Genomic DNA, 22,442 nt, shown 5'->3' with positions numbered 1-22,442 from the left:
GATCGTGACATAATGTCACGAAGCTTTCTATCAGAGAGGGCGCGACATTTTCAGGTTGGAGGCAGCATAGCTTGAGCAAGCGTTATCCTTTTGAAGTTGTGAGCGGCAGGCCGTTCGTTCAGCAGGTGGGCGAATGGGTGGCCGACGTCTTTTACGATATTTTGCCCGAAGCCGGATTCGAGGTCAGGGACGAACAGATCTACATGGCCTATCAGGTCGAACGAGCGTATGCGGACAAAAAAACGATCTTCGCGGAGGCGGGGGTCGGTACGGGCAAGACGCTCGTCTATTTGCTGTACGCGGTCTGCTATGCGCGCTATACGGGCAAGCCGGCGGTCATCGCCTGTGCGGACGAATCGCTCATCGAGCAGCTCGCCAAGCCGGAGGGAGACCTCGCCAAGTTGGCCAAGCATCTCGACCTTGCGGTCGACGCGCGTCTGGGCAAGTCCCAGGACCGTTATCTTTGTCTGCAAAAGCTGGACGATGCCCGGCTCGGCTATGCGGATGCGGACATTTATAAAAATATTTACGACAGTCTGCCGGCCTTTGTGAGCAAGTCGGAAGCGCTGCAGTCCTTTCATGCATACGGGGACCGGCGGGAATATCCGGATCTGGACGACGCGCAGTGGGCGCGCATCGGCTGGGACAGCTTCCGCGATTGCTTCGTGTGCGACAAGCGCCATCGCTGCGGCATGACGCTGTCGCGCGAGCATTACCGGCAGGCGGCGGATATCGTTATTTGCTCGCACGACTTTTATATGGAGCATGTGTGGACCTACGAGAGCCGCAAGCGCGAGGGTCAGCTGCCCCTGCTGCCGGAGCACAGCTCGGTCGTGTTCGACGAGGGCCATCTGCTGGAGTCGGCGGCACAGAAGGCGCTCACCTACAGGCTGAAGCATGCGGCGTTCGAGGAGCTGGTCACGCGGCTGCTGAAAAACGAGATTCGCGAATCGCTGGCCGTGCAGATCGATCTGGCCATCGAGCGCAGCGAGCGTCTGTTCGACGCGCTGTCCAAGCGCAGCCGGCCCGTGCCGGGCTCGGATCGCATGGAGATCGCGGTCGACGCGGCGCTGCTCAGAGAGGTCGGGACGCTGGATCGCGTACTGGAGCGGATCGAGGAAGACCTCGTGTTCGAGAGCGAGCTGTTCAATCTGGACGGCTATCAGCTGCGGATCGTCGAGGAGCATCTGGAGATGATGCGGACGGCGCTGGGCCTCTTCGCGAGTCCGAAGCCGCCGATCTGCTGGGCGATAGACGGCCTCGCGGGGCTGACGCTCGTTATTATGCCGCGAACCGTGCGTGAGGTGCTCGGTGAGAAAGTATTCTCGAAGCCGATGCCGATCGTGTTCTCGTCGGCCACACTGTCGTCAGGCGAATCGTTCGCGTATATCGCGGACGGTCTGGGCGTCGGCGACTATATGTCGTTCAGCGTGCCGTCTCCCTACGAATATCCGGAGCGGATGACGGTGCGCGTCCCGACGCGCTCCCAGGACGACAGGACGGATATCGGCTGGAAAACGGAAAATGCGCTGGCTGCGATAGAGCATGCGGAAGGCGGTACATTGATTCTGTTCCCGGACAGAGAGGCGCTCGCCTCGTTCAAGGCCGAGCTGGCGAGGCGCGGCGGCGAGAGCAAGCGCCGGATTCTGTTCGAAGGCGACCGCGAGATTACCGTGCTCATCTCCGAGTTCCAGCGCGAGATCGACAGCGTCCTGTGCGCAGTCACGCTATGGGAGGGACTGGACATTCCGGGGCCGTCGCTGTCTGCGGTCGTCATCTGGGCGCTGCCCTATCCGCCCCACGATCCCGTATTCGACGCACGGCGCAAAGAGTCGGACGACCCGTACCGGGACGTCGATCTTCCTTATATGCTGCTGCGCTTCCGCCAGGGCTGCGGACGGTTGATTCGTACCCGCGAGGACAGCGGCACGATCGTCGTGCTGGAGCCTTCGCTGCACACGGATGCGGCGCTGCGCGCCGAGATCGCGCACGCGCTTCCGCAGGATGTCGAATTGACGCAATAGCACAAGAAATACATGGCCGCGCAGGTTATCGCTGCGTGGTTTTTTTGTCGATTATGCAAGCCTGAATAAGGCAGAGGAGAGGCAGGCCAAACGCAAGATAAATGCAAAATACAACTAATTATAGCCTACAAGGGGCAGCGGGAGTAAATAAATGCTAATCGGCAGGTGTTGCTCGAATTCGGATAAATGCGCTGATTTGGCTGCATTTAACGAATATTTGCTCGATAAGAGCGGCATCAATGAAAAAGAGATGCCTGATAGCAGCTATACAAAAGTATGGTTCCCCCAAACAAACGTAACTAATATTATGTAAACTAATTGCGATAAATTTGCTCCCCACACTCCGAATTTACGCATCATAAAAATATTTTTAAAGGGAGGTCGTTCGGGTGTTTCAGACAAAAAATGCGTGGGTATATAAACGTGTCAGGTCTATTTTGAATCGGCCTTATCATTTTGCTCAAAATTCTAAATGATCCATCAAGGAGGAGCGGAATGGAAGAGGCCGCCCATATCTTGCTCGTAGACGATCGCCCGGAAAATCTGATGGCGATCGAAGCGATCCTCGCCGGTGAGCCGTACCACTGCGTGAGGGCGTACTCGGGCATCGAAGCGCTCCGCTATTTGCTCGAAAAGGAATTTGCAGTCATCGTAATGGACATTCACATGCCGGACATGGACGGCTTCGAGACGGCCGCCATGATCAGAGCGAGGGAAAAGTCCCGCGTCGTCCCGATTATATTCGTCTCCCAGGACGCGCACGAAGGCAAGTACGACTTTGACGGCCACGCAGGGGGCGCCATCGACTACTTGACCCGTCCGCTGGCTCCGCATATTTTCAGATCCAAGATTGCCGGATATGTAAGTATGTACGAGACGAACAAAGCCTTGCAGCTGCAGAGCGAACTGCTGCAGGAGCAGACCAAGCAGCTCGAGCGGACGAACCACGCGCTCGTCCAGGCCAAGGAGACGGCCGAGATCGCGCTGCGCGTGAAGTCCGAATTCCTCGCGGTGATGAGTCATGAGATCCGGACGCCGCTGAACGGCATTATCGGCATGTCGGATCTGCTGCTCTCTTCGGATCTTCCCGAGGAATATGCCAGCATGGTGGGCATCATCCACACGAGCGGCAATGTGCTGCTGTCCGTCATCAATCATATACTCGATTTTTCGAAGATCGAATCCGGCAAGATGGAGCTCGAGGAGGCGCCCTTCGACATTCGGATGTGTCTGGTGGAGACGATCGACCTGTTCACGGCGGCATCGCGCGAGCGGCAGCTCGAGCTGATCGTCGTGCTCGATCCGCGGCTGCCGAGCAGCCTGGTCGGGGACAAGAACCGGCTGCGGCAGGTGCTGATCAATATCGTCGGCAATGCGGTGAAGTTCACCAAGGAGGGCGGCGTATATATACTCGTCAACCGGCTGGAGGACGGCGGGGACAGGCTCACCATCGAGTTCACCGTACTGGATACGGGCATCGGCATTCCGGAGGACAAGATCAACCTGCTGTTCCACCCGTTCGCGCAGCTCGATACCTCGATGAATCGCAAGTTCGACGGCACCGGCCTCGGTCTGTCGATCAGCAAGTCGCTCGTCGAGCTGATGGGCGGAGACATCCGGATCGAAGCTACGTCTGAGCCCGGCGCCATGTTCGTGTTCACCGTCCGGGCGGCCGGCGGTCCGGATGAGCCTGCCGAGCCGCTGAGCCCGGAGGAGCTGGCCGTGCTGCCCGATTATGACGGATTGGAAAAGGCGCGCAGGCCCGATCAGCTGAAAATATTGGTCGGCGAGCCCTGCCCGATCTATCGCATGCTGCTCCTACATATGCTGGACATGCTCGGTCTCGGCGCGAAGACAGCCGCAGACGCCGAATCGGTTCGCGAAGCGCTGCAGGCCGGCGACTTCGATCTGGTCTTTGCGGATGAGGAATATTTGACCGCTGCCGCTCCCGCGGGACGTCCCGGTCGCGGCATGCGCGTCTGGCGCGAGGCCAGGGAGCCGCCTTATACGGTGGCGCTATGCTCGCGGCTTGGCGATACGGCTGAGGGGCCGGCGAGCGCGGACGCCGACGCCGGCATTGACGAATATATACAAAGACCGATATCCCTGAAGCGATTGACACAGCTAATACGCAGCAGATTTTAATGATGATTTTTCATTATTTTAAGCTTCATGGGGGATGAGTAGACGATGACGGATCGGAACAAGGAGCAGCTGGCCGGCGAAGATATGCCGGACAGCGGAGAACTGCTGAATGCGCTGATGGCTTGGAAAAAAGGGAACTTTGCCTACCGCATGCCTTATCATTATACGGGTGTGGCTGGCAAAATTGCGGATACGTTCAACGAGATCATGGACACGCAGGAGGCGATGGTTCACGAGATTCAGCAGCTCGCCCGCGTCGTAGGCAAGGAGGGCAATCTGTCGCGCAGGTTCGCCGCGTCCAACAAGGGCGGCGCCTGGGATCAGACGGTCGAATCGCTGAACGGCCTGATCGATGACCTGACACAGCCGACGAGCGCGATGGTGCGCGTCATCAATGCGGTCGCGCAGGGCGATCTGTCCCAGAAGGTCGAGCTCGAATTCGAAGGACGGGCACTGACCGGCGAATTCCAGCGGACGGCATCCAACATCAATACGATGGTGGACCAGCTGTCGATGTTCTCGTCCGAAGTGACGCGCGTGGCGCGCGAGGTCGGCACGGAGGGCAAGCTCGGCGGCCAGGCGGACGTCAAGGGCGTATCCGGCACGTGGAAGGATCTGACGGAGAGCGTCAACAACATGGCGAGCAACCTGACCGATCAGGTGCGCAACATCGCGGCCGTCACGACCGCGGTCGCCAAGGGCGATCTGTCCAAGCAGATCACCGTCAACGCCAAGGGCGAGATTCTCGAGCTCAAGAATACGATTAATACGATGGTGGATCAGCTGTCGATGTTCTCGTCCGAAGTCACGCGCGTAGCGCGCGAGGTCGGCACGGAGGGCAAGCTCGGCGGTCAGGCGGACGTCAAGGGCGTGTCCGGCACATGGCGCGACTTGACCGAGAGCGTCAACTACATGGCTTCGAACTTGACCAATCAGGTGCGCAATATCGCCGTCGTCACGACGGCCGTCGCGAACGGCGACCTGTCCAAGCAGATTACGATGGACGTGCAGGGCGAGATTCTGGAGCTCAAAGTAACGATCAACACGATGGTCGGCCAGCTGTCGACGTTCGCATCCGAAGTCACGCGGATGGCGCGTGAGGTCGGCACGGAGGGCATACTGGGCGGCCAGGCGGAGGTCAGCGGCGTCGCCGGCACATGGCGCGACTTGACCGAGAGCGTTAACTATATGGCTTCGAATCTGACCAATCAGGTGCGCAATATCGCCGAGGTCACGACGGCGGTCGCGAAGGGCGATCTGTCGAAAAAAATTACGGTCGACGCGAAGGGCGAGATTCTCGAGCTCAAGAGCACGATCAATACGATGGTGGATCAGCTCGGCAACTTCGCTTCGGAAGTTACGCGCGTGGCGCGCGAAGTATCCACGGAAGGCATCCTCGGCGGCCAGGCGGACGTCAAGGACGTCTCGGGCACGTGGAAGGACTTGACCGACAGCGTTAACTATATGGCCGGCACGCTCACCGACCAGGTGCGCAACATCGCAGAGGTCACGACGGCGGTCGCGAAGGGCGATCTGACCAAGCAGATCACCGTCAACGCGAAGGGCGAGATTCTGGAGCTCAAGAACACGATCAATACGATGGTGGACCAGCTGTCGACGTTCGCGTCCGAAGTTACGCGCGTGGCGCGCGAGGTCGGCACCGAAGGGATGCTGGGCGGACAGGCGCAGGTCAAGGGCGTCGCCGGCACATGGCGCGACTTGACCGAATCGGTTAATGACATGGCCTCGAATCTGACCGACCAGGTGCGCAATATCGCCGTCGTGACGACGGCAGTCGCGAACGGCGACCTGTCCAAGAAGATCACGGCGGACGTTCAAGGCGAGATTCTGGAGCTCAAGAACACGATCAATACGATGGTGGACCAGCTGTCGACGTTCGCATCCGAAGTTACGCGCGTGGCGCGGGAGGTCGGTACGGACGGCAAGCTGGGCGGACAAGCCCAGGTCAAGGGCGTCGGCGGCACTTGGAAGGATCTCACGGAGAGCGTCAACAATATGGCCCGCAATCTGACCGACCAGGTGCGCAACATCGCGGACGTCACGACGGCCGTCGCGCGCGGCGACCTGTCCAAGAAGATCACGGTCGACGTCAAGGGCGAGATTCTCGAGCTCAAAAATACGATGAATACGATGGTGGACCAGCTCGGCAACTTCGCGTCCGAAGTCACACGGGTCGCCCGCGAGGTTGGCACGGAGGGCAAGCTCGGCGTGCAGGCGGACGTCAAGGACGTCTCCGGCACGTGGAAGGACCTGACCGACACCGTAAACTACATGGCGAGCAACCTGACCATTCAGATGCGCAACATCGCCGGCGTCACGACGGCGGTCGCGAACGGCGACCTGTCGAAGAAGATCACCGTCGACGTCAAGGGCGAGCTGCTCGAGCTGAAGAACACGATCAATACGATGGTGGATCAGCTCAATTCGTTCGCGTCCGAAGTGACGCGCGTAGCGCGCGAGGTCGGCACGGACGGCAAGCTGGGCGGACAGGCGCAGGTGCGCGGCGGCGGCGGGATCTGGAAGGACTTGACCGACAACGTTAACATCATGGCCGCCAACCTGACCGACCAGGTGCGCGGCATCGCCAAGGTCGTGACGGCGGTCGCGAACGGCAACCTGAAGCTGAAGCTGACCGTCGACGCCAAGGGCGAGATCGCCGAGCTCACGGAGACGATCAACAACATGACCGATACGCTCGCGATCTTCGCCGAGCAGGTCACGACCGTGTCGCGCGAGGTCGGCGCCGAGGGCAAGCTGGGCGGTCAGGCGAGCGTGCCGGGCGCGGCGGGCACATGGCGCGATCTGACCGACAACGTCAACTACATGGCGAGCACGCTCACCACGCAGGTGCGCGCGATCACGAACGTCGCCACGGCGGTCACCAACGGCGACCTGTCGCGGACGATCGACGTCGCCGCCGCCGGCGAGGTCGAGACACTCAAGGACAATATCAACGAGATGATCCGCAATCTCAAGGAGACGACGCGGATCAATACGGAGCAGGACTGGCTGAAGACGAATCTCGCCAAGATCTCCCGCCTGCTCCAGGGCCAGCGGGACCTGTACGCCGTATGCCGGATGATCCTGTCCGAGCTGGCGCCGCTCGTCTCGATGCAGCATGGCGTCTTCTATATGAACGAAGTGCTGTCCGGACAATCCGTGCTCAAGCTGTTCGCCAGCTATGCCTTCCACAATCGCAAGCATCTGGCCAACGAGTTCAGGGCGGGCGAAGGGCTGGTCGGCCAGTGCCTGATCGAAAAGCAGCGCATCCTGCTGACGAACGTGCCCGGCGACTATGTGGTCATCTCGTCGGCGCTCGGCGAAGCGACGCCGCTCAACATCGTGCTGCTGCCGATCATTTTCGAGGAGCAGGTGCTCGCCGTGCTGGAGCTGGCTTCGTTCAAGCCGTTCAGCGAGATCGACATCGCGCTGCTCGACCAGTTGACCGATTCGATCGGGATCGTCATCAATACGATGCAGGCTAATCAGCGCACGGAGGAGCTGCTCATTCAGTCGCAGTCGCTCACCGAGGAGCTGCAGAAGCAGCAGCTCGAGCTGCAGAATACGAACGAGGAGCTCGAAGACAAGGCCAAGCTGCTCGTCATCCAGAAGGCCGAGGTCGAGAGCAAAAACAACGAGGTCGAGGTCGCGCGCCGCTTCCTCGAAGAGAAGGCGGAGCAGCTCGCGCTGACGTCGCGTTACAAGTCCGAGTTTCTCGCCAACATGTCGCATGAGCTGAGGACGCCGCTCAACTCGCTGCTGCTGCTCGCCGAGCAGCTCGCGGAGAATGTGGACGGCAACCTGGCCGAGCATCAGGTGAAGTTCGCCAAGACGATTCAGGACTCCGGTCACGAGCTGCTCAATCTGATCAACGATATTCTCGACCTGTCCAAGATCGAATCGGGGACCGTGTCGGCAGAATACAGCGAGCTGGACGTCCGCGAGCTGATCGACGGACTGGACCGTTCCTTCCGCCATATGGTGGACGAGCGGCTGCTGGACTTCCGGATCAAGCTCGATCCCGAGGTGCCGACGCGGATCGTCACCGATCCGAAGCGGCTGCAGCAGATTTTGAAAAATCTGCTGTCCAACGCCTTCAAGTTCACCGAGCGCGGGGAGATCATGCTGCGTCTGCGCAAGGCGACGGAAGGCTGGAACGCAGGCGCGGACAAGCTGAACCGGGCCGCATCCGTCATCTGCTTCAGCGTCAGCGATACCGGCATCGGTATTCCGAAGGACAAGCAGCAGATTATTTTCGAAGCGTTCCAGCAGGCGGACGGCAGTACGAACCGGGTATACGGCGGCACCGGACTCGGTCTTGCCATCTCCCGCGAGATCGCGGACATGCTGGGCGGCGAGATCACGCTGTTCAGCGAGCCGGGCAGCGGCAGCGTGTTCAACCTGTATCTGCCGGTCGACACGTGGGACGTGCCGCCGGAGCCGAAGACGCGGCATGTGCCCGAGGTGATCGACGTCTCGCCGCCGAAGCGTACCAGACTGTCCTCGCAGCAGCCGATAGAGGAGCTGCATGACGATCGGGACGACATTCAGCCGGGCGATCCCGTCTTCCTGATCATCGAGGACGATCTCAAGTTCGGCGAGATCGTACGCGACGCGCTCGCCCGCAAGGGCATCAAGACCGTGATCACGGCCAGGGGACTGCAGGCGCTGGAGCTGGCGAAGAAGTACAACCCGCTCGCGATCACGCTTGACCTGCATCTGGGCGATACGGACGGATGGCTCGTGCTGGAACATCTGAAAAACGATATGGCGGTCCGCCATATTCCGGTATGCATCATCACGGTGGACGAGGATCGGATCGAGCTGCTGCGCAAGGGCGTATTCGATTACTTGTGCAAGCCTGTCACCAACGAAGAGCTCGATCTCGCGCTGGAGCGCCTGTTCGCATTCGCTTCGCAGGACCGGCGTCAGCTGCTCGTCGCCGTGAAGGAAGCCGAGCGCCGGGATCGGATCGTAGAATCGCTGGCCGGCGGCTCGCTCAAGATCTCGGCGGTCGATACGGGGCGCAAGGCGCTCAACCAGCTCGGCACCAAGCCGTTCGACTGCCTCGTGCTCGACGGCAAGATCGCGGACATGCCCATGCCCAAGCTGCTAAGAGAGATTCAGAAGAAGTCGACCGGCAGACGCCTGCCGATCGTCCTCGACGGCGAGATCAGGCTGCAGCCGGAGGAGCAGGAGGAATGGGACGAGATCGCCAAGACGTCCATCATCAGAGAAGCGCGCAGCGCCGTCCAGCTTATGGACGACACGACGCTGTTCCTGCACAGGCGCTCGGACGAGCTGCCGGAAGGATCGCGGGAAGCGCTCGAGCGCATCTATCAGTCGGATGAAGCGATCCAATCCCGCAAGGTGCTCGTCGTCGACGACGATGTCCGCAACATCTTCGCGCTGACGACGATTCTCGAGCGGCACCAGATGAAGGTGCTGCCGGCGGAGAACGGCCAGGCGGCGATCGATATTCTCGAGCGCACGCCGGATATCAGCATCGTGCTGATGGATATTATGATGCCGGTGATGGACGGCTACGACACGACCCGCGCGATCCGGACGAATCCGGCGTTCGCGGAGCTGCCGATCATCGCGCTCACGGCGAAGGCGATGAAGGGCGACCGGGAGCTGTGCCTCGAAGCGGGAGCTTCCGACTATATCACCAAGCCGGTCAACAGCGCGCAGTTGCTCGCGATGATGCGGAGCTGGCTCGACCGGGGCGAGGAGTGAGCGGACGGCTGCTTCGGCGGTCTGTATGGCGGGTAAAGGATAACCGGACGCCGGCGTAGTCGGCATATCCGATATTCCGCAAGGTACAGACCGATTGGAGGCAGCCGAATGACCATCAAGCTCGCGATCATATATTACAGCTCGACCGGCACGAACCACAAGATGGCGGAAAAAGCCGCACATGTCGCCCGCACATGGGGCGCGGAGGTGCGGCTCTCCCGCGTCGCGGAGCTGGCGCCGGAGCAGGTGATCGCTTCGAACCCGGCCTGGCAGGCCCATCTCACGGAGACGCAGGAGATTCCGGTCGCGAAGACGGAAGATCTCGATTGGGCGGACGCCATCATCTTCAGCACGCCGACGCGGTTTGGGAATGTAGCCGCGCAGCTCAAGCAGTTCATCGATCAGACCGGCGGACTGTGGGCGAAGGGCAAGCTCGCGAACAAGGTCGTCTCCGCGTTCACCTCCGCCCAGAATCCGCACGGCGGTCAGGAGGCCACTTTGTTGGCGTTATATACGACGTTTTACCACTGGGGCTCGATCGTCGTCGCACCGGGGTATACGGCGCCCGAGATTTTCAAGGCGGGAGGCAATCCGTATGGCGCCAGTACGGCGGTGGACGAACACGGCGTCTTCGATCATTCTGTGTTCGATGCGATAGAGGTGCAGACCAGACGCGTGCTCGATATCGCCGCCAAGCTCAAGGATTGACACAAAAAAGTTGTCCGACAAAGACGGAATCGCATTCATGTCCATCGACAGATGGCAGGGACGCGGTTCCGTTTTTTTTGCGTTCGGGCTTCGAAGCGACCGGTCTTCTCCCGGAGGAATATTCGCACCATTAGACGACAGGTGGCGCCAGCGGAGCGGATATGGTGCTGGAATCCGTTGAATGATTACCGTATGCAAGGGGGCGTTTATGCTTTTCTACGCCGAGGCGACAAAGGAAATGCAAATATTCGTTTACAGTTTGACATGTTTTTCAGGGAGCCGTCTGTACAATCTATCCTATATTCACGATTCGCTCGTCCTTCACTAATCGAAGAGAGGTGCTGTTATGCGTGGAGATAAGAAGCGGTTCCCCCTTGTTTTATTAATCGTCGTCACTATGTTCGCAACACTCGGCCTGACCTCGTTCGCCGACTTGAAGCAGTCGGCTCCGGCCGCCGTCGCCGCCCCGGCGCCTGCGCCATCTTACGCCGCCGATCCGTCAGACGTCCCTGTGCCGCCTTCAGATACGACCTTTCCTCCCCAATTGTCCTCCCTCTCGTCCCAACCGCCTGCAGAGGCGTCGGTCGAATCGATATCCCCCGTTTCCGATACGCCGTCCGTGCTCCGGTCCGGATCGCTGCCCGAAGAGATCAAGAAAGGCATGCTCAGGTTCACGCCCGATTCAGAGCCGGGCGACGGCGCCGATCCTGCGTCTCCCGACGAAGACGACCAGGCGGACGGGACTGCCCCCGCGTCCGATGCCGATGCCGCTGACGGCGCGGATGGCGGTGCCAATGCCGATATACATAAGCCGGATTCGGCTATTTACGAAGTTACGGCCTACTACCTGAATGTCCGCACGAACCCCTACAACGGGTCCAAGGTGCAGCGCGTAGTCAGCCAAGGCACCCGGCTCGAGGTGCTGAGTCTGACGGACAACGGCTGGCTGAAGCTCAAGGACGGCGGCTATGTGCACGGCGGCTATGCCAAGCTGCTGGATGACCCGGATGGGGGCCCGCCCGCGCTCTCGCCTGCGCAGCCCGAAGACGGCGCCGTCCAGCTCGACGTACCTGGAGCGAAGCCTGACGATCCGCTGCCGCAGGACGGCTCGGCGGCCGGCTCCGACAGCAGCACCGATACGGATAGTGAGCCCGCATCGCCGACCAATCGGGTCGCGTCCGATTCGGGGCTGACGGAGGCGCATATCGCCAAGCTGTTCAAAGGCACCGCGCTTGCCGGACACGGTATCGAGAGCGTCGTGCTCGAGATCGAGGAGGAGTACGGCATCAACGCCTTGTTCACGATAGCGGTCATGAAGCTCGAGAGCGGCAACGGCAAAAGCCGCCTGTCGCGCACCAAAAACAACTTGTTCGGTCTGAACGCGACCTCGAGCGCCGACAGCAAAGCGTTCAGCTTCAAATCGAAGGGCGAATCGGTGCGCAAGTTCGGACAGCTGCTCTCGGATAAATATGTGGACAAAGGCTATACGACAGTAGACAAAGTCGCCCAAAAATATTGTCCCGCCAGCTCGAGCTGGGCCGGCAAGGTGATGAACATCATGAAAAGCGATTATCGCAAGCTATAGCGAGCGAGGATGCAAGTCATCCAGGGAGACTGTCGAGTCCGGCGGTCTCTTCTTTCGCGTCTGCAGGAAGATTCGAAAAAAAGCTTTTTGGGTATAGACAAACAGGATAGAATTGAAACATATCGGCAAACAGGCGAAGGGAGATAATTGCGATGTCAGACTCGCCGCAGTTCGCGCCGGGCTTGTATGAATCATGGATCAAATCGTCGCGGCACGGCATCGGAATCGCGGATGCCTCTGGCCGCTGGTTGTACGTTAACGAAGCATTGCAGCGCATGCTGGGATATGAAGAACAGAAGCTGCTCGCCGTCAGCGCGCCGGCGCTATTCGAGGAGGAAGACCCGAATCGGGATGCTGCCGCCAGCATGGAGTCGTTGTTCGCCGGCGAACCGCTCCGGAGCGCCAGGCTGCGGGGCGGCGACGGCAGCGAGCGCTGGGCGGACGTCACCGCGAGCAGCGTCGCTTCCGGGGACGGCGGCGAACCGGTCGTACTGTGGCAATTTTACGATGCGTCGGACAGGAAGCGGATTGAGAACCAGCTGGCTTGGACTGTGAAGCTGAACAAGGTCATCGGCGACAATACGATCGATCTGCATTACATATGCGACGACAGCGGGCGAATTGTAGAAGCGGCCTCGACTACGCTCTCCTTGCTAGGCTACCACCCGTCCGAGCTGATCGGACGCGAGGACAAGCTGCTGTTCGACGAGCAGGATCTGGTGCTGTACCAGCAGCAATGCCCGCTCGCCGGCGCGATGCGCGAATATCGGCTGAAGCGCAAGGACGGGCGTGCGCTCTGGTTCGAAGCTGCCGTCAACCGGCTTGAGGACCACCTGGGGAATCGTTACAGAATGTTCGTCGGCAGAGAAGTCACCGGTCGCAAAAAATACGAAACGATGATCGAAGAGGCCGAACGGGTCGCGGCGATCGGCAGCTGGGAATGGGATATCGAAAACGAGCGCTTTTCGCATTCCGCCTTTTTGCGGGACATTTATGCAGATGCGGCGAGCCGTCCGGACCACGACGGGATGTCCCTGCTCGATCTGGTCGCTCCCGAAGAACGCGACGAGTTCGCGCTGATGGCCGAGGCGGCGGCAGCCGGCGGGGAGATCAGCTTCGAATCCCGTGCGCCGCAGGCCGACGGTTCGATTAAATATCTCCATATCCGCGGCATCGCGTCTCATATGGAATCCGAGCAGCTCGGCGGCATCGTCGGCACCGTGCAGGACATTACGGAGCGCAAGCTAGTCGAGCTCAAGCTGCAGGAGAGCGTCGAGCGCTACACATCGCTCAAAAAATACAATCACGACGCCGTCATCTCCGTCGATCTGGAAGGCCGCGTCATCAACGCCAACCGGGTCGCGCAGGATCTGACGGGCTACAGCACGAACGAGATGGTGGGCAACTCGATCGGCACATTTACGGGCTGGAAAAACCTCGGCAAGCTGCGGGGCAATGCCGACGCCGCCGAAGCCGAGGTGCGGCAGAACGACAAGATCACGCACAGGGACGGCAGCACGCGCGAGGTGCTCACGACGCTGGCGCCGATCATCATCCACGGCGAGAATGTCGGCTACTATTTAATTATCAAGGATATTACGGAGCAGAAGAAGCTGCTGATCGAAAAGGAATCGGCGGAGACTACGAACAAGGCGAAAAGCGAGTTCCTGGCGATGATGAGCCATGAGATCCGCACGCCGATGAACGGAATCATCGGCATGACCGACCTGCTCCTCGACGGCGACAATCTGTCGGAAGCGCAGCGCAGCTACCTGGAGGTCGTCCGCAAGAGCGGAGAGACGCTGCTGAGCATCATCGGAGAGATTCTGGACTTCTCCAAGATCGATTCGGGCAAGACGGAGCTCATCCACGAGCCGTTCGATATTCGGGCATGCGTCATGGAGTCGGTCGACGTCGTCTCGACGAAGGCGCTGGAGAAAAACCTCCAGATCAAAGTCGACGTCCAGCCCCAGGTGCCGCTCATCGCCATCGGCGATGCCAACCGGCTGAAGCAGGTGCTGATGAACCTGCTGAGCAATGCGGTCAAGTTCACCGCCAGAGGCTGCGTATTCGTCACTGTCTCGAAGGCTGCGGCCGATCCCGGAGAGCTCAAGCTGCTGTTCACAGTGAAGGATACGGGCATCGGCATTCCGAAGGACAAGGTGTATCGGCTGTTCCAGCCGTTCTATCAGGTGAACAACCAGTTCACCAAGGAGACCGAGGGCACGGGACTCGGTCTTGCGATCAGCAAGAAGCTCACCGTGCTGATGGGCGGAGACATCTGGCTTGAGCAGCAGGACGCTCAAGGTCAAGGCGCTGCCTTCTCCTTCACGGTGACGCTGGAGCCCAGCGCGTCCGGGTCGAACGGGCCCGAGGACGCGCAGCCGTCTGCCGCCGACAATGCGGCCGCCCGGCCGCTGCATATCCTCGTCGCCGAGGACAACAAGATCAACCAGCTCGTCATGCTCAAGATTTTGGAGAAGCAAGGGCATCGCGTCTCGATCGCCGCGCACGGCGTCGAGGCGGTTGAAGCCGCGACGAGCGATGAATTCGACCTGATCTTCATGGACGTGCAGATGCCCGGTCTGGACGGCCTTGAGGCGACCCGGATGATCAGGGAGCGGCTGCCTGCGGGCAAATGTCCGATTATCGTGGCGGTGACGGCCAACGCGCTCAAGGGCGACCGCGAGCGGTTCATGGCGGCCGGCATGGACGAATATATGAGCAAGCCGATCTATACCGGATTGGTCAGAGAGATGATCGCCAAGTTTTTTGACCGTCCTGCGATGTAATTCAGCATAGAAAGAAGCGATTCGATTGACATTGGACGGCAAGCCCTCCTTCCATCCCGTGCTGTCGCAGTGGTTCGAGGCGACGTTCGGCGAGCCGACAGACATTCAGACGCGCGCATGGGCCGCGATCGGCGCCGGCGATCATACGCTGATCGCGGCACCGACCGGTTCGGGCAAGACGCTGGCGGCGCTGCTGCCTTGCTTCGACCTCATCGCCCGGCGGGCAGGTCCCGGCGGGCGTTCGCGCCAAGCGGTACTGCGCACGCTGTATATCACGCCGCTCAAGGCGCTCAACAACGACATCCAGCATCATGTCGCGGCCTTCGCCGGCCAGCTTGAGGCCTGGGCGGCGGAGCGCGGGATGGATTGGCCCGGCATTCGCGGCGAGGTGCGGACCGGGGATACGACCGCCGCGATGCGCGCGTCCATCCTGAGGCGGCCGCCGGACCTGCTGGTGACGACGCCGGAGTCGCTGTACCTGCTCCTGACCTCGGTCAAGGGGCGCGATATGCTGCGGACGGTGGAGCGGGTCATCGTGGACGAGATTCACGATCTGGCCGCGGACAAGCGCGGCTCGCATCTGTCGATCTCGCTGGAGCGGCTTGCCGCCGCATGCGGACATCGCGTCCAGCGGATCGGCGTGTCCGCGACGCAGCAGCCGCTCGAGCGGGTGGCGAGATTCCTCGGCGGCTGGGAGGAGGAGGAAGACGGCGCGTCGTCAGGGGCGCATGGCGGGATGCGCCCGCGGCCGGTGACGATCGTGGAGAGCGGCATGTCCAAGCGGATGGACGTGAAGATCGTCATGCCCGAGCCGCATGCGCCGGCTGCGGGGCGGGAGGCGGTGTGGAAGCCGCTGCTCGACCGGATCATGCAGGCGATGGAGGGCAGCCGCTCCGTGCTCGTGTTCGTGAACAGCAGGCGCCTGAGCGAGCGGCTCGTCCTCCGCCTGAACGATCATGTCGGCTACGAGATGGCGAGCGCCCATCACGGCAGCCTCTCGCGCGAGCGGCGCCTCGCGGCCGAGCGCCGGCTCAAGGCGGGCGAGCTGCGCTGCATCGTCGCGACCTCCTCGCTCGAGCTCGGCATCGACATCGGCCATATCGATCTGGTCATCCAGATCGATTCGCCGCTCGCCGCCGACCGCGGCATACAGCGGATCGGCCGGGCCGGCCACGCCGTCGGCGAGGAGAGCCGCGGCCTGCTGATCGTTCGCTCCAAGGCGCTGCTGCCCGAGGCGGCCGTGCTTGCCCGTCTGGTCGAGCGCCGCCGGATCGAGGACATCGTCATCCCGTACGGACCGATGGACGTGCTCTCCCAGCAGACGGTCGCCATCGTGTCGATGGACGACTGGCGCACGGACGAGCTGCTGCGGCTGATTCGGCGCAGCGACAGCTACCGCGATTACGACGAGCTGCGGTTCAGGGATATGCTCAAGGTGCTCGCAGGGTTCTATCCCTTTTTTCGACCGCTGCTCGACTGGGATGCCCGTACGGATACGCTCAAGGGCAGACCGGCAGGGCGGGCCGCCGCCGTGCAGGGAGCGGGGACGATTCCGCAGAGCGGCGGCTACCCGATCCATCATATGGAGAGCAGGGCGCATCTGGGCGAGCTTGACGAGGAATTCATCCAGGAGAGCCGCGTCGGCGACGTGTTCCAGCTCGGCGCGGGCTCCTGGATGATCCGCGAGATCAAAAACGACCGCGTATACGTCTCCGAAGCAGCCAACCGGTTCAGCGAAGTGCCGTTCTGGCGCAACGAGGCGGGCGGCAGATCGTATGCGCTCGGCATGAAGATCGGCGCCTTCTGGCGGGAGCTGGCGGAGCGGCTGCGCATCGGCGGCGGTTCGGAGACGGCCGCCGAAGGTACGGCAATCCGGGAAGCGGACGACGAGACCGCGGCATGGCTGCGCACGGAATACGGAATGGATGCGCAGAGCGCCGGAGAATTGATCGGGCTGGTGCGCGCCCAGCACCGGGCCTGCGCGATCCCGACGGACAGGCAGATCGTCGTCGAGCATTACCGGGACGTGATGAACCAGACGCATGTCGTCATCCACAACTTTTGCGGCAGGCGCGTCAACCGGGCCTGGCTGCTTGGGCTGCAGCGGCAGTTCGAGCTGCTCATGCCCTACAAGCTGTACGGCAACGCCAAGGACAACGGCATCGAGCTCGTGCTGCCCGAGTGGGACGCATCGTGGCTCGGGATTCTCAGCCAAGTATCGACGTCGAACGCGGAGTCGCTGCTGACCGAGGCGGTGGCCGGTTCACCGCTGCTTGCGGTCGCCTTCCGCAAGATCGCGGAGACTTCGCTGCTGCTGTCGCGGAGCTTCACGCGCACGCCGATGTGGCAGAAGCGGCTGCGCAGCGAGGAGCTGCTGCGCAAGGCGCTGCCGTTCGCCGGGCACTTCCCCTATCTGGCCGAGGCGATGCGGGAGACGCTGCGCAACGACCTGAGCTTCGATGCGTTCAAGCGACTGCTTGCGGAGCTGGAGACGGGCGCGATGTCCTATGTCGTGCGGGAGACGCCGCATCCGTCTCCGCTGGCCGCCCAGTTCATGGCCGACTACGTCAATATGCGGATCTACGAAGGCGACGGACTCGACGAATCGACGCGCCGCCAGATTTTGCAGGTCAACCGGGAGCTGGCGCTGGAGCTGTTCGGAGATCGTACGGGAAAAGGGGGCGTCGCCGACGAGGCGGTCGCGGAGATGGAAGCCCGCCTGGCGCCTGCGGCTCATGCGGCCGAGGACGAGCAAGGGCTGGCCGCGCTGCTCAAGACGCAAGGTGATATGACGGCGGGCGAGATCGTGAAGGCGGCGGGCGAACACGGGCTTGTCCTGCTTCGCAGCCTTGAGGCGCGGGGCGCCGCCGCATCCGTCCGGCTCCCGGGCGACGACGAGGTTCGCTATATCGCCGCCGATGAAGCCGAACTGTACACGCGCTTCCCCGATGACCGCCAATCGCTCGTCTTCATTCTTGCCCGCTATGCCGATCATCGCCTCTCCTTTACCGAGGCCGACCTGTGCGAGCGCTATCCCTCGCTCACGCTGTCCGCTGCGGCGGAGGCTGTGGAACTGCTGCTGGAACAGAAGCTGATCCAGCGCGCACCCCATGCCGCCAGCGCCGGCGAGCGGCTGTGGACGAGCGTGCAGGTCGCCTCGCAGCTCGTGCGGCTGTCGGTGCGGCATACCCGCTCGCAGGCACAATCGGCCGACGCGCTCAAGTGGTGCGCGCGCATCGCGCTGCTTCAGCATGCGCTGCCCGGCACGCAGCTGCAGGGCGGCGAGGGGCTGCTTGCCGCCATCTCCAGGCTGCAGGGCATCTTCCTGCCGCTGTCCCATTGGGAGACGCTCATCCTGCCGGCGCGCGTGCAGAGCTACCGCAAAGAAGACCTGGACATGCTGTGCGCGACGGGCGAGTTGCTGTGGATCGGACGCAAGGAGGAGGACGAGCGCGAGGGTAAGGTCGCTTTTTTCCTGGCGGACGATGCCGCGCTCTTCAAGCCCTATGCGGAGGCGGCGCGAAGGCAGGAGGAGCATACGAAGCATCCCCGCCTGGCACGGCTGATCCGCGAAGGGGGCGCGAGCTTCCTCACCAAGCTGTCGCGGGAAATGGAGATGGCGCCATCGGAGCTGCTGCCCGCGCTGCTGGAGCTGGCATGGGAGGGGATCGTCTCCAACGACCAGTTCGCGCCGCTGCGTCTCCATGCCGCAGCGGCAAGGAGCAAGCGCGCCGCTGCCGCCAAGACGGGATCGGGCCTCGGCCGCTGGTATGCGGTGTCGAGTCTGCTCGAGGAGACCGCGTCCGAACCGGGCCGCACGCAGGGCGCCAAGGATCAGTCCGACGCTCCGGCGCTCGTCTGGACGAAGCATCTGCTCGGCACGTACGGCATGGTGAACAAGGAGCTCGCCGCCAAGCTCTCACCCTATTCCTGGGACACGCTGTACCCGGTGCTGCGGCAGCTGGAGGACTGGGGGATGGTGACGCGAGGCGCATTCATCCAAGGCATGGCGTCGCTCCAGTTCGCCACGCCGGGGTTTGCCGATGCCGTCAAGCGGTCCGCGCAGGTCGGCCCGGGCCAGCTCGCCGTGCTGTCGGCCGCCGATCCGGCGAACCCGTTCGGCCTGCTCGCAGATTGGCCGGCGGAGACCCGCGGCGGCGCCGCATACGCCCGCAAGCCCGGCAACTTCCTGCTGCTCGACGGCGAGCGCTGGGCCTACTGGGTGGAGAACAACGGTAAGCGCGTTTTCAGCGTAGATGCGGACGGCGACGGTCTGTCCGCGTCGGAGACGGAGCGGCTGCGGACCGCTTTTCAGACGATCCTCCGCCGCCAGAAGCTGGTCAAGCTCAAGCTTGACGAATGGGACGGCCGGGCGGCTGCCGAGACGGAGGCCGGCAAGCAGCTGCTGGCGGCCGGCGCCGAAAAACAGATGCGATCGCTCGTACTATGGCTGCAAACGTGATTTGTTAGGCGATATGAAACCTTTTATGTAAAAAGTAGTATATAATATATAGTGCATATAAGCGCCGCCTCCTGCGATGCTGCATCTAGCGCGATGCCTATGCGGTCATTCAGACGAGAGGGTGAACGAATGAAAACCGACTATGTGGACGTGCTCGCCAAAATATCGGATAAATTGTACAAGTCCGGCATGGATGTCATGCATACCGCCAGCCGGATGATTCCCGCAAATACATTTTGCATCGCCAATCTGGACCGCGTGTCGACCGTCGTCATCAACGCCTTCAACCGGGACAAAGTGATTCTGGCAGAAGGATTGGTCGTTGCCAACGAGGAGTCGTACTGTGCGCTCGTAACCGAAAAAGCGCAAGGACCGCTCGTCATCGACAACAACTTTACGCATCCGCTGACAAAGGACATGCCCGCTACGCAGTTCGTAGGCGGCTGCTCGTTTTTGGGCGTGCCCGTGCTGACGCCCTCCGGCGAGATATTCGGCTCGCTGTGCGCGTTTGACGACCGTTACTATAAATTCGAGGACCGCGACGTAGAGTTGATGCTGTCACTCTCGCGGTTTTTCACCGACGTCCTGGCGCTGGACGAGTCCGTCGAGCAGCTGAAGGCTGCCGAGGCCCAAGCGAAGCGCGTGGCGGACGAAAAGGCACACTTGCTGGCAATCCTCAGCCATGAGATCCGCAATCCGATGAACGGCGTCATGGGCATGGCCAGCCTGCTGCGCACGACCCCGCTGTCGGCGGAGCAGGAGAGCTTCGTGGAGACGATCGAAGCGTGCGGCAACGGCTTGCTGTCCATGCTCAATCAGATTCTGGAGTACTCGAGGATCGAGTCGGGCAGCATGGCGCTCGAGATCGGGGCGTTCGATCTGGCCGAGTGCGTCGAGCAGGTGCTGCAGCTGTACGCCTACGATGCCGGGCAGAAAGGAATCGGTCTGCGCTTCGACATTGACGACGATCTGCTCGGAGGCTACGAAGGCGACGGTCTCAAGATCAGGCAGATTCTGATCAACCTGGTCAGCAATGCGATCAAGTTCACGCAGCGAGGCGAAGTAGCCGTTACGGTCAGACAGGCAGCCCAGCTAGCGCCGGACGACCGCATCTGGCTGGAGCTGTGCGTGAGCGATACGGGCATCGGCATTCCGGCCGAGCGACGCGAACGCCTGTTCTGCTCCTTCTCCCAGGTCCACGATCGTTCGGTCAAGGACAACTACGGCGGCGTAGGCCTGGGCTTGTCCATCTGCCGTCAATACGCCGAGCTGATGGGCGGTTCCATCGCCCTGTCCGAATCGGGCACCGGCGGCTCCAGCTTCACGCTGACCGTACCGCTGCGCGCGCTGCGGCAGCAACGTTCCTCGCATGCAGGATGAATCGCACGGCAAGCGGCAGCTTGCGTGCGATTCATTTGCTTTAGCGCCATTTGATGCCTGTCTTGAAGCCCGCCCCGTGACCGGCAGCATGGCCGCCCAGCTGTATGCCCGCGCCTTGCGGACCCAGATGCGCGCCGGCTTCGGCGCCGAGGCCGTACTTGCCGCCCGCCTGACCGCCGGCGTACGCTTCAACTCCCGACGACGCACTCAGATTGCCCTTCGCCTGCACGCCGAGCCCATGCTCGCCGCCGAGCTGAGCGCCCGTATTAAATCCGACGCCCTGGGCGAAGCCCGCATGCGCGCCGGCTTGCACACCCGCACCGATCGGCCCGCCCACCTGACCGCCGATCTTCGCATGAATGCCTTGGCCGCCTCCGACGCCGAAGCCTGCCTGTACGCCCAGCCCGTGCGCGCCGCCGACATACGTGCCGGCCTGCACGCCCGCACCCTGACCGCCGCCTACGTAGCCCTGCGCATGCAGCCCCGCATCGATGGGGCCGATGCTGCCCTGGGCCTGCAGGCCCAGCTGGTGGCCGCCGCCATCCTCGGTCGCCGGCATAGCCTGCCCGACCGGCTGCGGCAGCTGCTCGAGTCCCGGATAGGGTGGTAGCGGCTGATACGAATCCGCGTAGTATGGCCGGTACCCGTATCCGGCCGCATAAGAGATGCCCGGATACCCATAATAAGCAGGCGAAACGCCGCCGTTGTAGTTTTGCAAGTACCCATAGCCATGACCGTATGCGCTGTGCGGATTGAAGTTCATCGCGCCCGCCTCCATTACATATGTGATGGGATAGCCTATTCCGCAGGCGCCCTGCATGATACTGCCGCCAGCGAAATGGGCGCACCGGGAGGCAAGCTGCGCGTACGGGGGTATAGATGAAGTGGCGGCAGTCGATCGAGCCGGAGACCGGCCGACGGGTCGATAGGATCACATACGGAACACAACTACGAAACACGATTACGAAACACGACTACGGAACACGACTACGGAACACGACGAAGGAGGAGTCTGCATGCCCGCATCGATCGCGGATGTCACGGAATGGCTCGAAGCGCAGGTGGACAAGGAATTGCTCGTATCCAAGCAGGAGGACGACGACCTCGACGAGGTGCGCATCCGGCTCGGCAGCGTAGAGCATAGAGCGGCGAAGGAAAATGCCCTCGACGATTATACCGACAGCGCGGCGCTGCTGCTGCGCGGCATGGGCACGGTCGTGACGGAGGGCAGGGAGGCGGCATTGCCGATGGATACGTTCGAGATCCCGCTCGAGGGCCTCAGCCTGACCGAGACCGCGGACGATGCCGCGCTGCTCGTGACGGAGCGAGCCAGGTACAAGATCGAGATTGGCCGATAGGCCGATGAGAACGATCAAGCGCCCGAGCAGCTGCAGGCTGCCGGGCGCTTGATCGTTGCGGGGATATGTTGCGCCGGCTCAGTCGCCGGACGCGATCGCGCTCTTGCCGCCCAGCACGATGACGCCGCCGCCGACGAACATGCAGACGATCAGAATAATGACGTAGACCATTGCCAACACCTCCGAGATTCGTTACCCTTATCCTAACTTAATCTTACCCCCGAAGGG

General features: G+C 61.8%; 10 protein-coding genes. 9 read left to right on the top strand and 1 reads right to left on the bottom strand.

What is annotated here, in order from left to right; all coding sequences use genetic code 11:
* Nucleotides 1-71 precede the first annotated feature (71 nt).
* The 8 genes from VQ071_RS18565 (at nucleotide 72) to VQ071_RS18530 (ending at nucleotide 20,856) form a co-directional block, all read left to right on the top strand.
* Nucleotides 72-2,024, top strand: coding sequence for an ATP-dependent DNA helicase (locus VQ071_RS18565; RefSeq protein ID WP_340515629.1), 1,953 nt, complete (start codon nucleotides 72-74; stop codon nucleotides 2,022-2,024).
* A gap of 495 nt (nucleotides 2,025-2,519) precedes the next feature.
* Entirely contained in the window at nucleotides 2,520-4,169 is a 1,650-nt protein-coding gene (locus VQ071_RS18560; protein ID WP_340515628.1) for an ATP-binding protein, read from the top strand.
* Between the two features lie 45 nt (nucleotides 4,170-4,214).
* The gene (locus tag VQ071_RS18555; RefSeq protein ID WP_340515626.1) at nucleotides 4,215-9,929 is read left to right on the top strand and encodes a HAMP domain-containing protein; all 5,715 of its coding nucleotides are present in this window, start codon (nucleotides 4,215-4,217) and stop codon (nucleotides 9,927-9,929) included.
* Nucleotides 9,930-10,037: 108 nt separating this feature from the next.
* On the top strand, nucleotides 10,038-10,637 hold the full coding sequence (gene wrbA / locus VQ071_RS18550; RefSeq protein WP_340515625.1) for an NAD(P)H:quinone oxidoreductase: 600 nt from the start codon (nucleotides 10,038-10,040) through the stop codon (nucleotides 10,635-10,637).
* A 346-nt stretch (nucleotides 10,638-10,983) separates the two neighbouring features.
* Nucleotides 10,984-12,222 (top strand): glucosaminidase domain-containing protein, encoded by a 1,239-nt coding sequence (locus VQ071_RS18545; protein ID WP_340515624.1) that lies wholly within the window; start codon nucleotides 10,984-10,986, stop codon nucleotides 12,220-12,222.
* Between the two features lie 152 nt (nucleotides 12,223-12,374).
* A complete protein-coding gene (locus tag VQ071_RS18540; RefSeq protein WP_340515623.1) occupies nucleotides 12,375-15,014 on the top strand; it encodes a PAS domain S-box protein in 2,640 nt (879 codons plus the stop codon).
* 25 nt (nucleotides 15,015-15,039) lie between these two features.
* Nucleotides 15,040-19,476 carry a DEAD/DEAH box helicase gene (locus tag VQ071_RS18535; protein WP_340515622.1) on the top strand — a complete coding sequence of 1,479 codons (4,437 nt, stop codon included), beginning with the start codon at nucleotides 15,040-15,042 and terminating at the stop codon, nucleotides 19,474-19,476.
* Between the two features lie 129 nt (nucleotides 19,477-19,605).
* A complete protein-coding gene (locus VQ071_RS18530; RefSeq protein WP_340515621.1) occupies nucleotides 19,606-20,856 on the top strand; it encodes a GAF domain-containing sensor histidine kinase in 1,251 nt (416 codons plus the stop codon).
* Nucleotides 20,857-20,896: 40 nt separating this feature from the next.
* On the opposite strand, the gene VQ071_RS18525 is transcribed toward VQ071_RS18530, so the two are convergent.
* A complete protein-coding gene (locus VQ071_RS18525) occupies nucleotides 20,897-21,619 on the bottom strand; it encodes a hypothetical protein (RefSeq protein ID WP_340515620.1) in 723 nt (240 codons plus the stop codon).
* Between the two features lie 253 nt (nucleotides 21,620-21,872).
* Between VQ071_RS18525 and VQ071_RS18520 the strand changes: the two genes are divergently transcribed.
* Nucleotides 21,873-22,214: a hypothetical protein gene (locus VQ071_RS18520; RefSeq protein WP_340515619.1), complete on the top strand. Its 342-nt coding sequence runs from the start codon at nucleotides 21,873-21,875 to the stop codon at nucleotides 22,212-22,214.
* Nucleotides 22,215-22,442: the final 228 nt, after the last annotated feature.

The organism is Cohnella sp. 56, from assembly GCF_037963805.1.
In the GTDB taxonomy this organism is placed as follows: Bacteria; Bacillota; Bacilli; order Paenibacillales; family Paenibacillaceae; genus Cohnella.
Note: the sequence above shows the minus strand (reverse complement) of the source record. Positions and strands in the feature narration are given on the sequence as shown.

Coding starts and splice junctions, on each gene's coding strand:
- VQ071_RS18560 (WP_340515628.1), top strand. CDS start 2,520: ATGGAAGAGGCCGCCCATATCTTGCTCGTAGACGATCGCCCGGAAAAT.
- VQ071_RS18555 (WP_340515626.1), top strand. CDS start 4,215: ATGACGGATCGGAACAAGGAGCAGCTGGCCGGCGAAGATATGCCGGAC.
- wrbA (WP_340515625.1), top strand. CDS start 10,038: ATGACCATCAAGCTCGCGATCATATATTACAGCTCGACCGGCACGAAC.
- VQ071_RS18545 (WP_340515624.1), top strand. CDS start 10,984: ATGCGTGGAGATAAGAAGCGGTTCCCCCTTGTTTTATTAATCGTCGTC.
- VQ071_RS18540 (WP_340515623.1), top strand. CDS start 12,375: ATGTCAGACTCGCCGCAGTTCGCGCCGGGCTTGTATGAATCATGGATC.
- VQ071_RS18530 (WP_340515621.1), top strand. CDS start 19,606: ATGAAAACCGACTATGTGGACGTGCTCGCCAAAATATCGGATAAATTG.
- VQ071_RS18525 (WP_340515620.1), bottom strand. CDS start 21,619: ATGAACTTCAATCCGCACAGCGCATACGGTCATGGCTATGGGTACTTG.
- VQ071_RS18520 (WP_340515619.1), top strand. CDS start 21,873: ATGCCCGCATCGATCGCGGATGTCACGGAATGGCTCGAAGCGCAGGTG.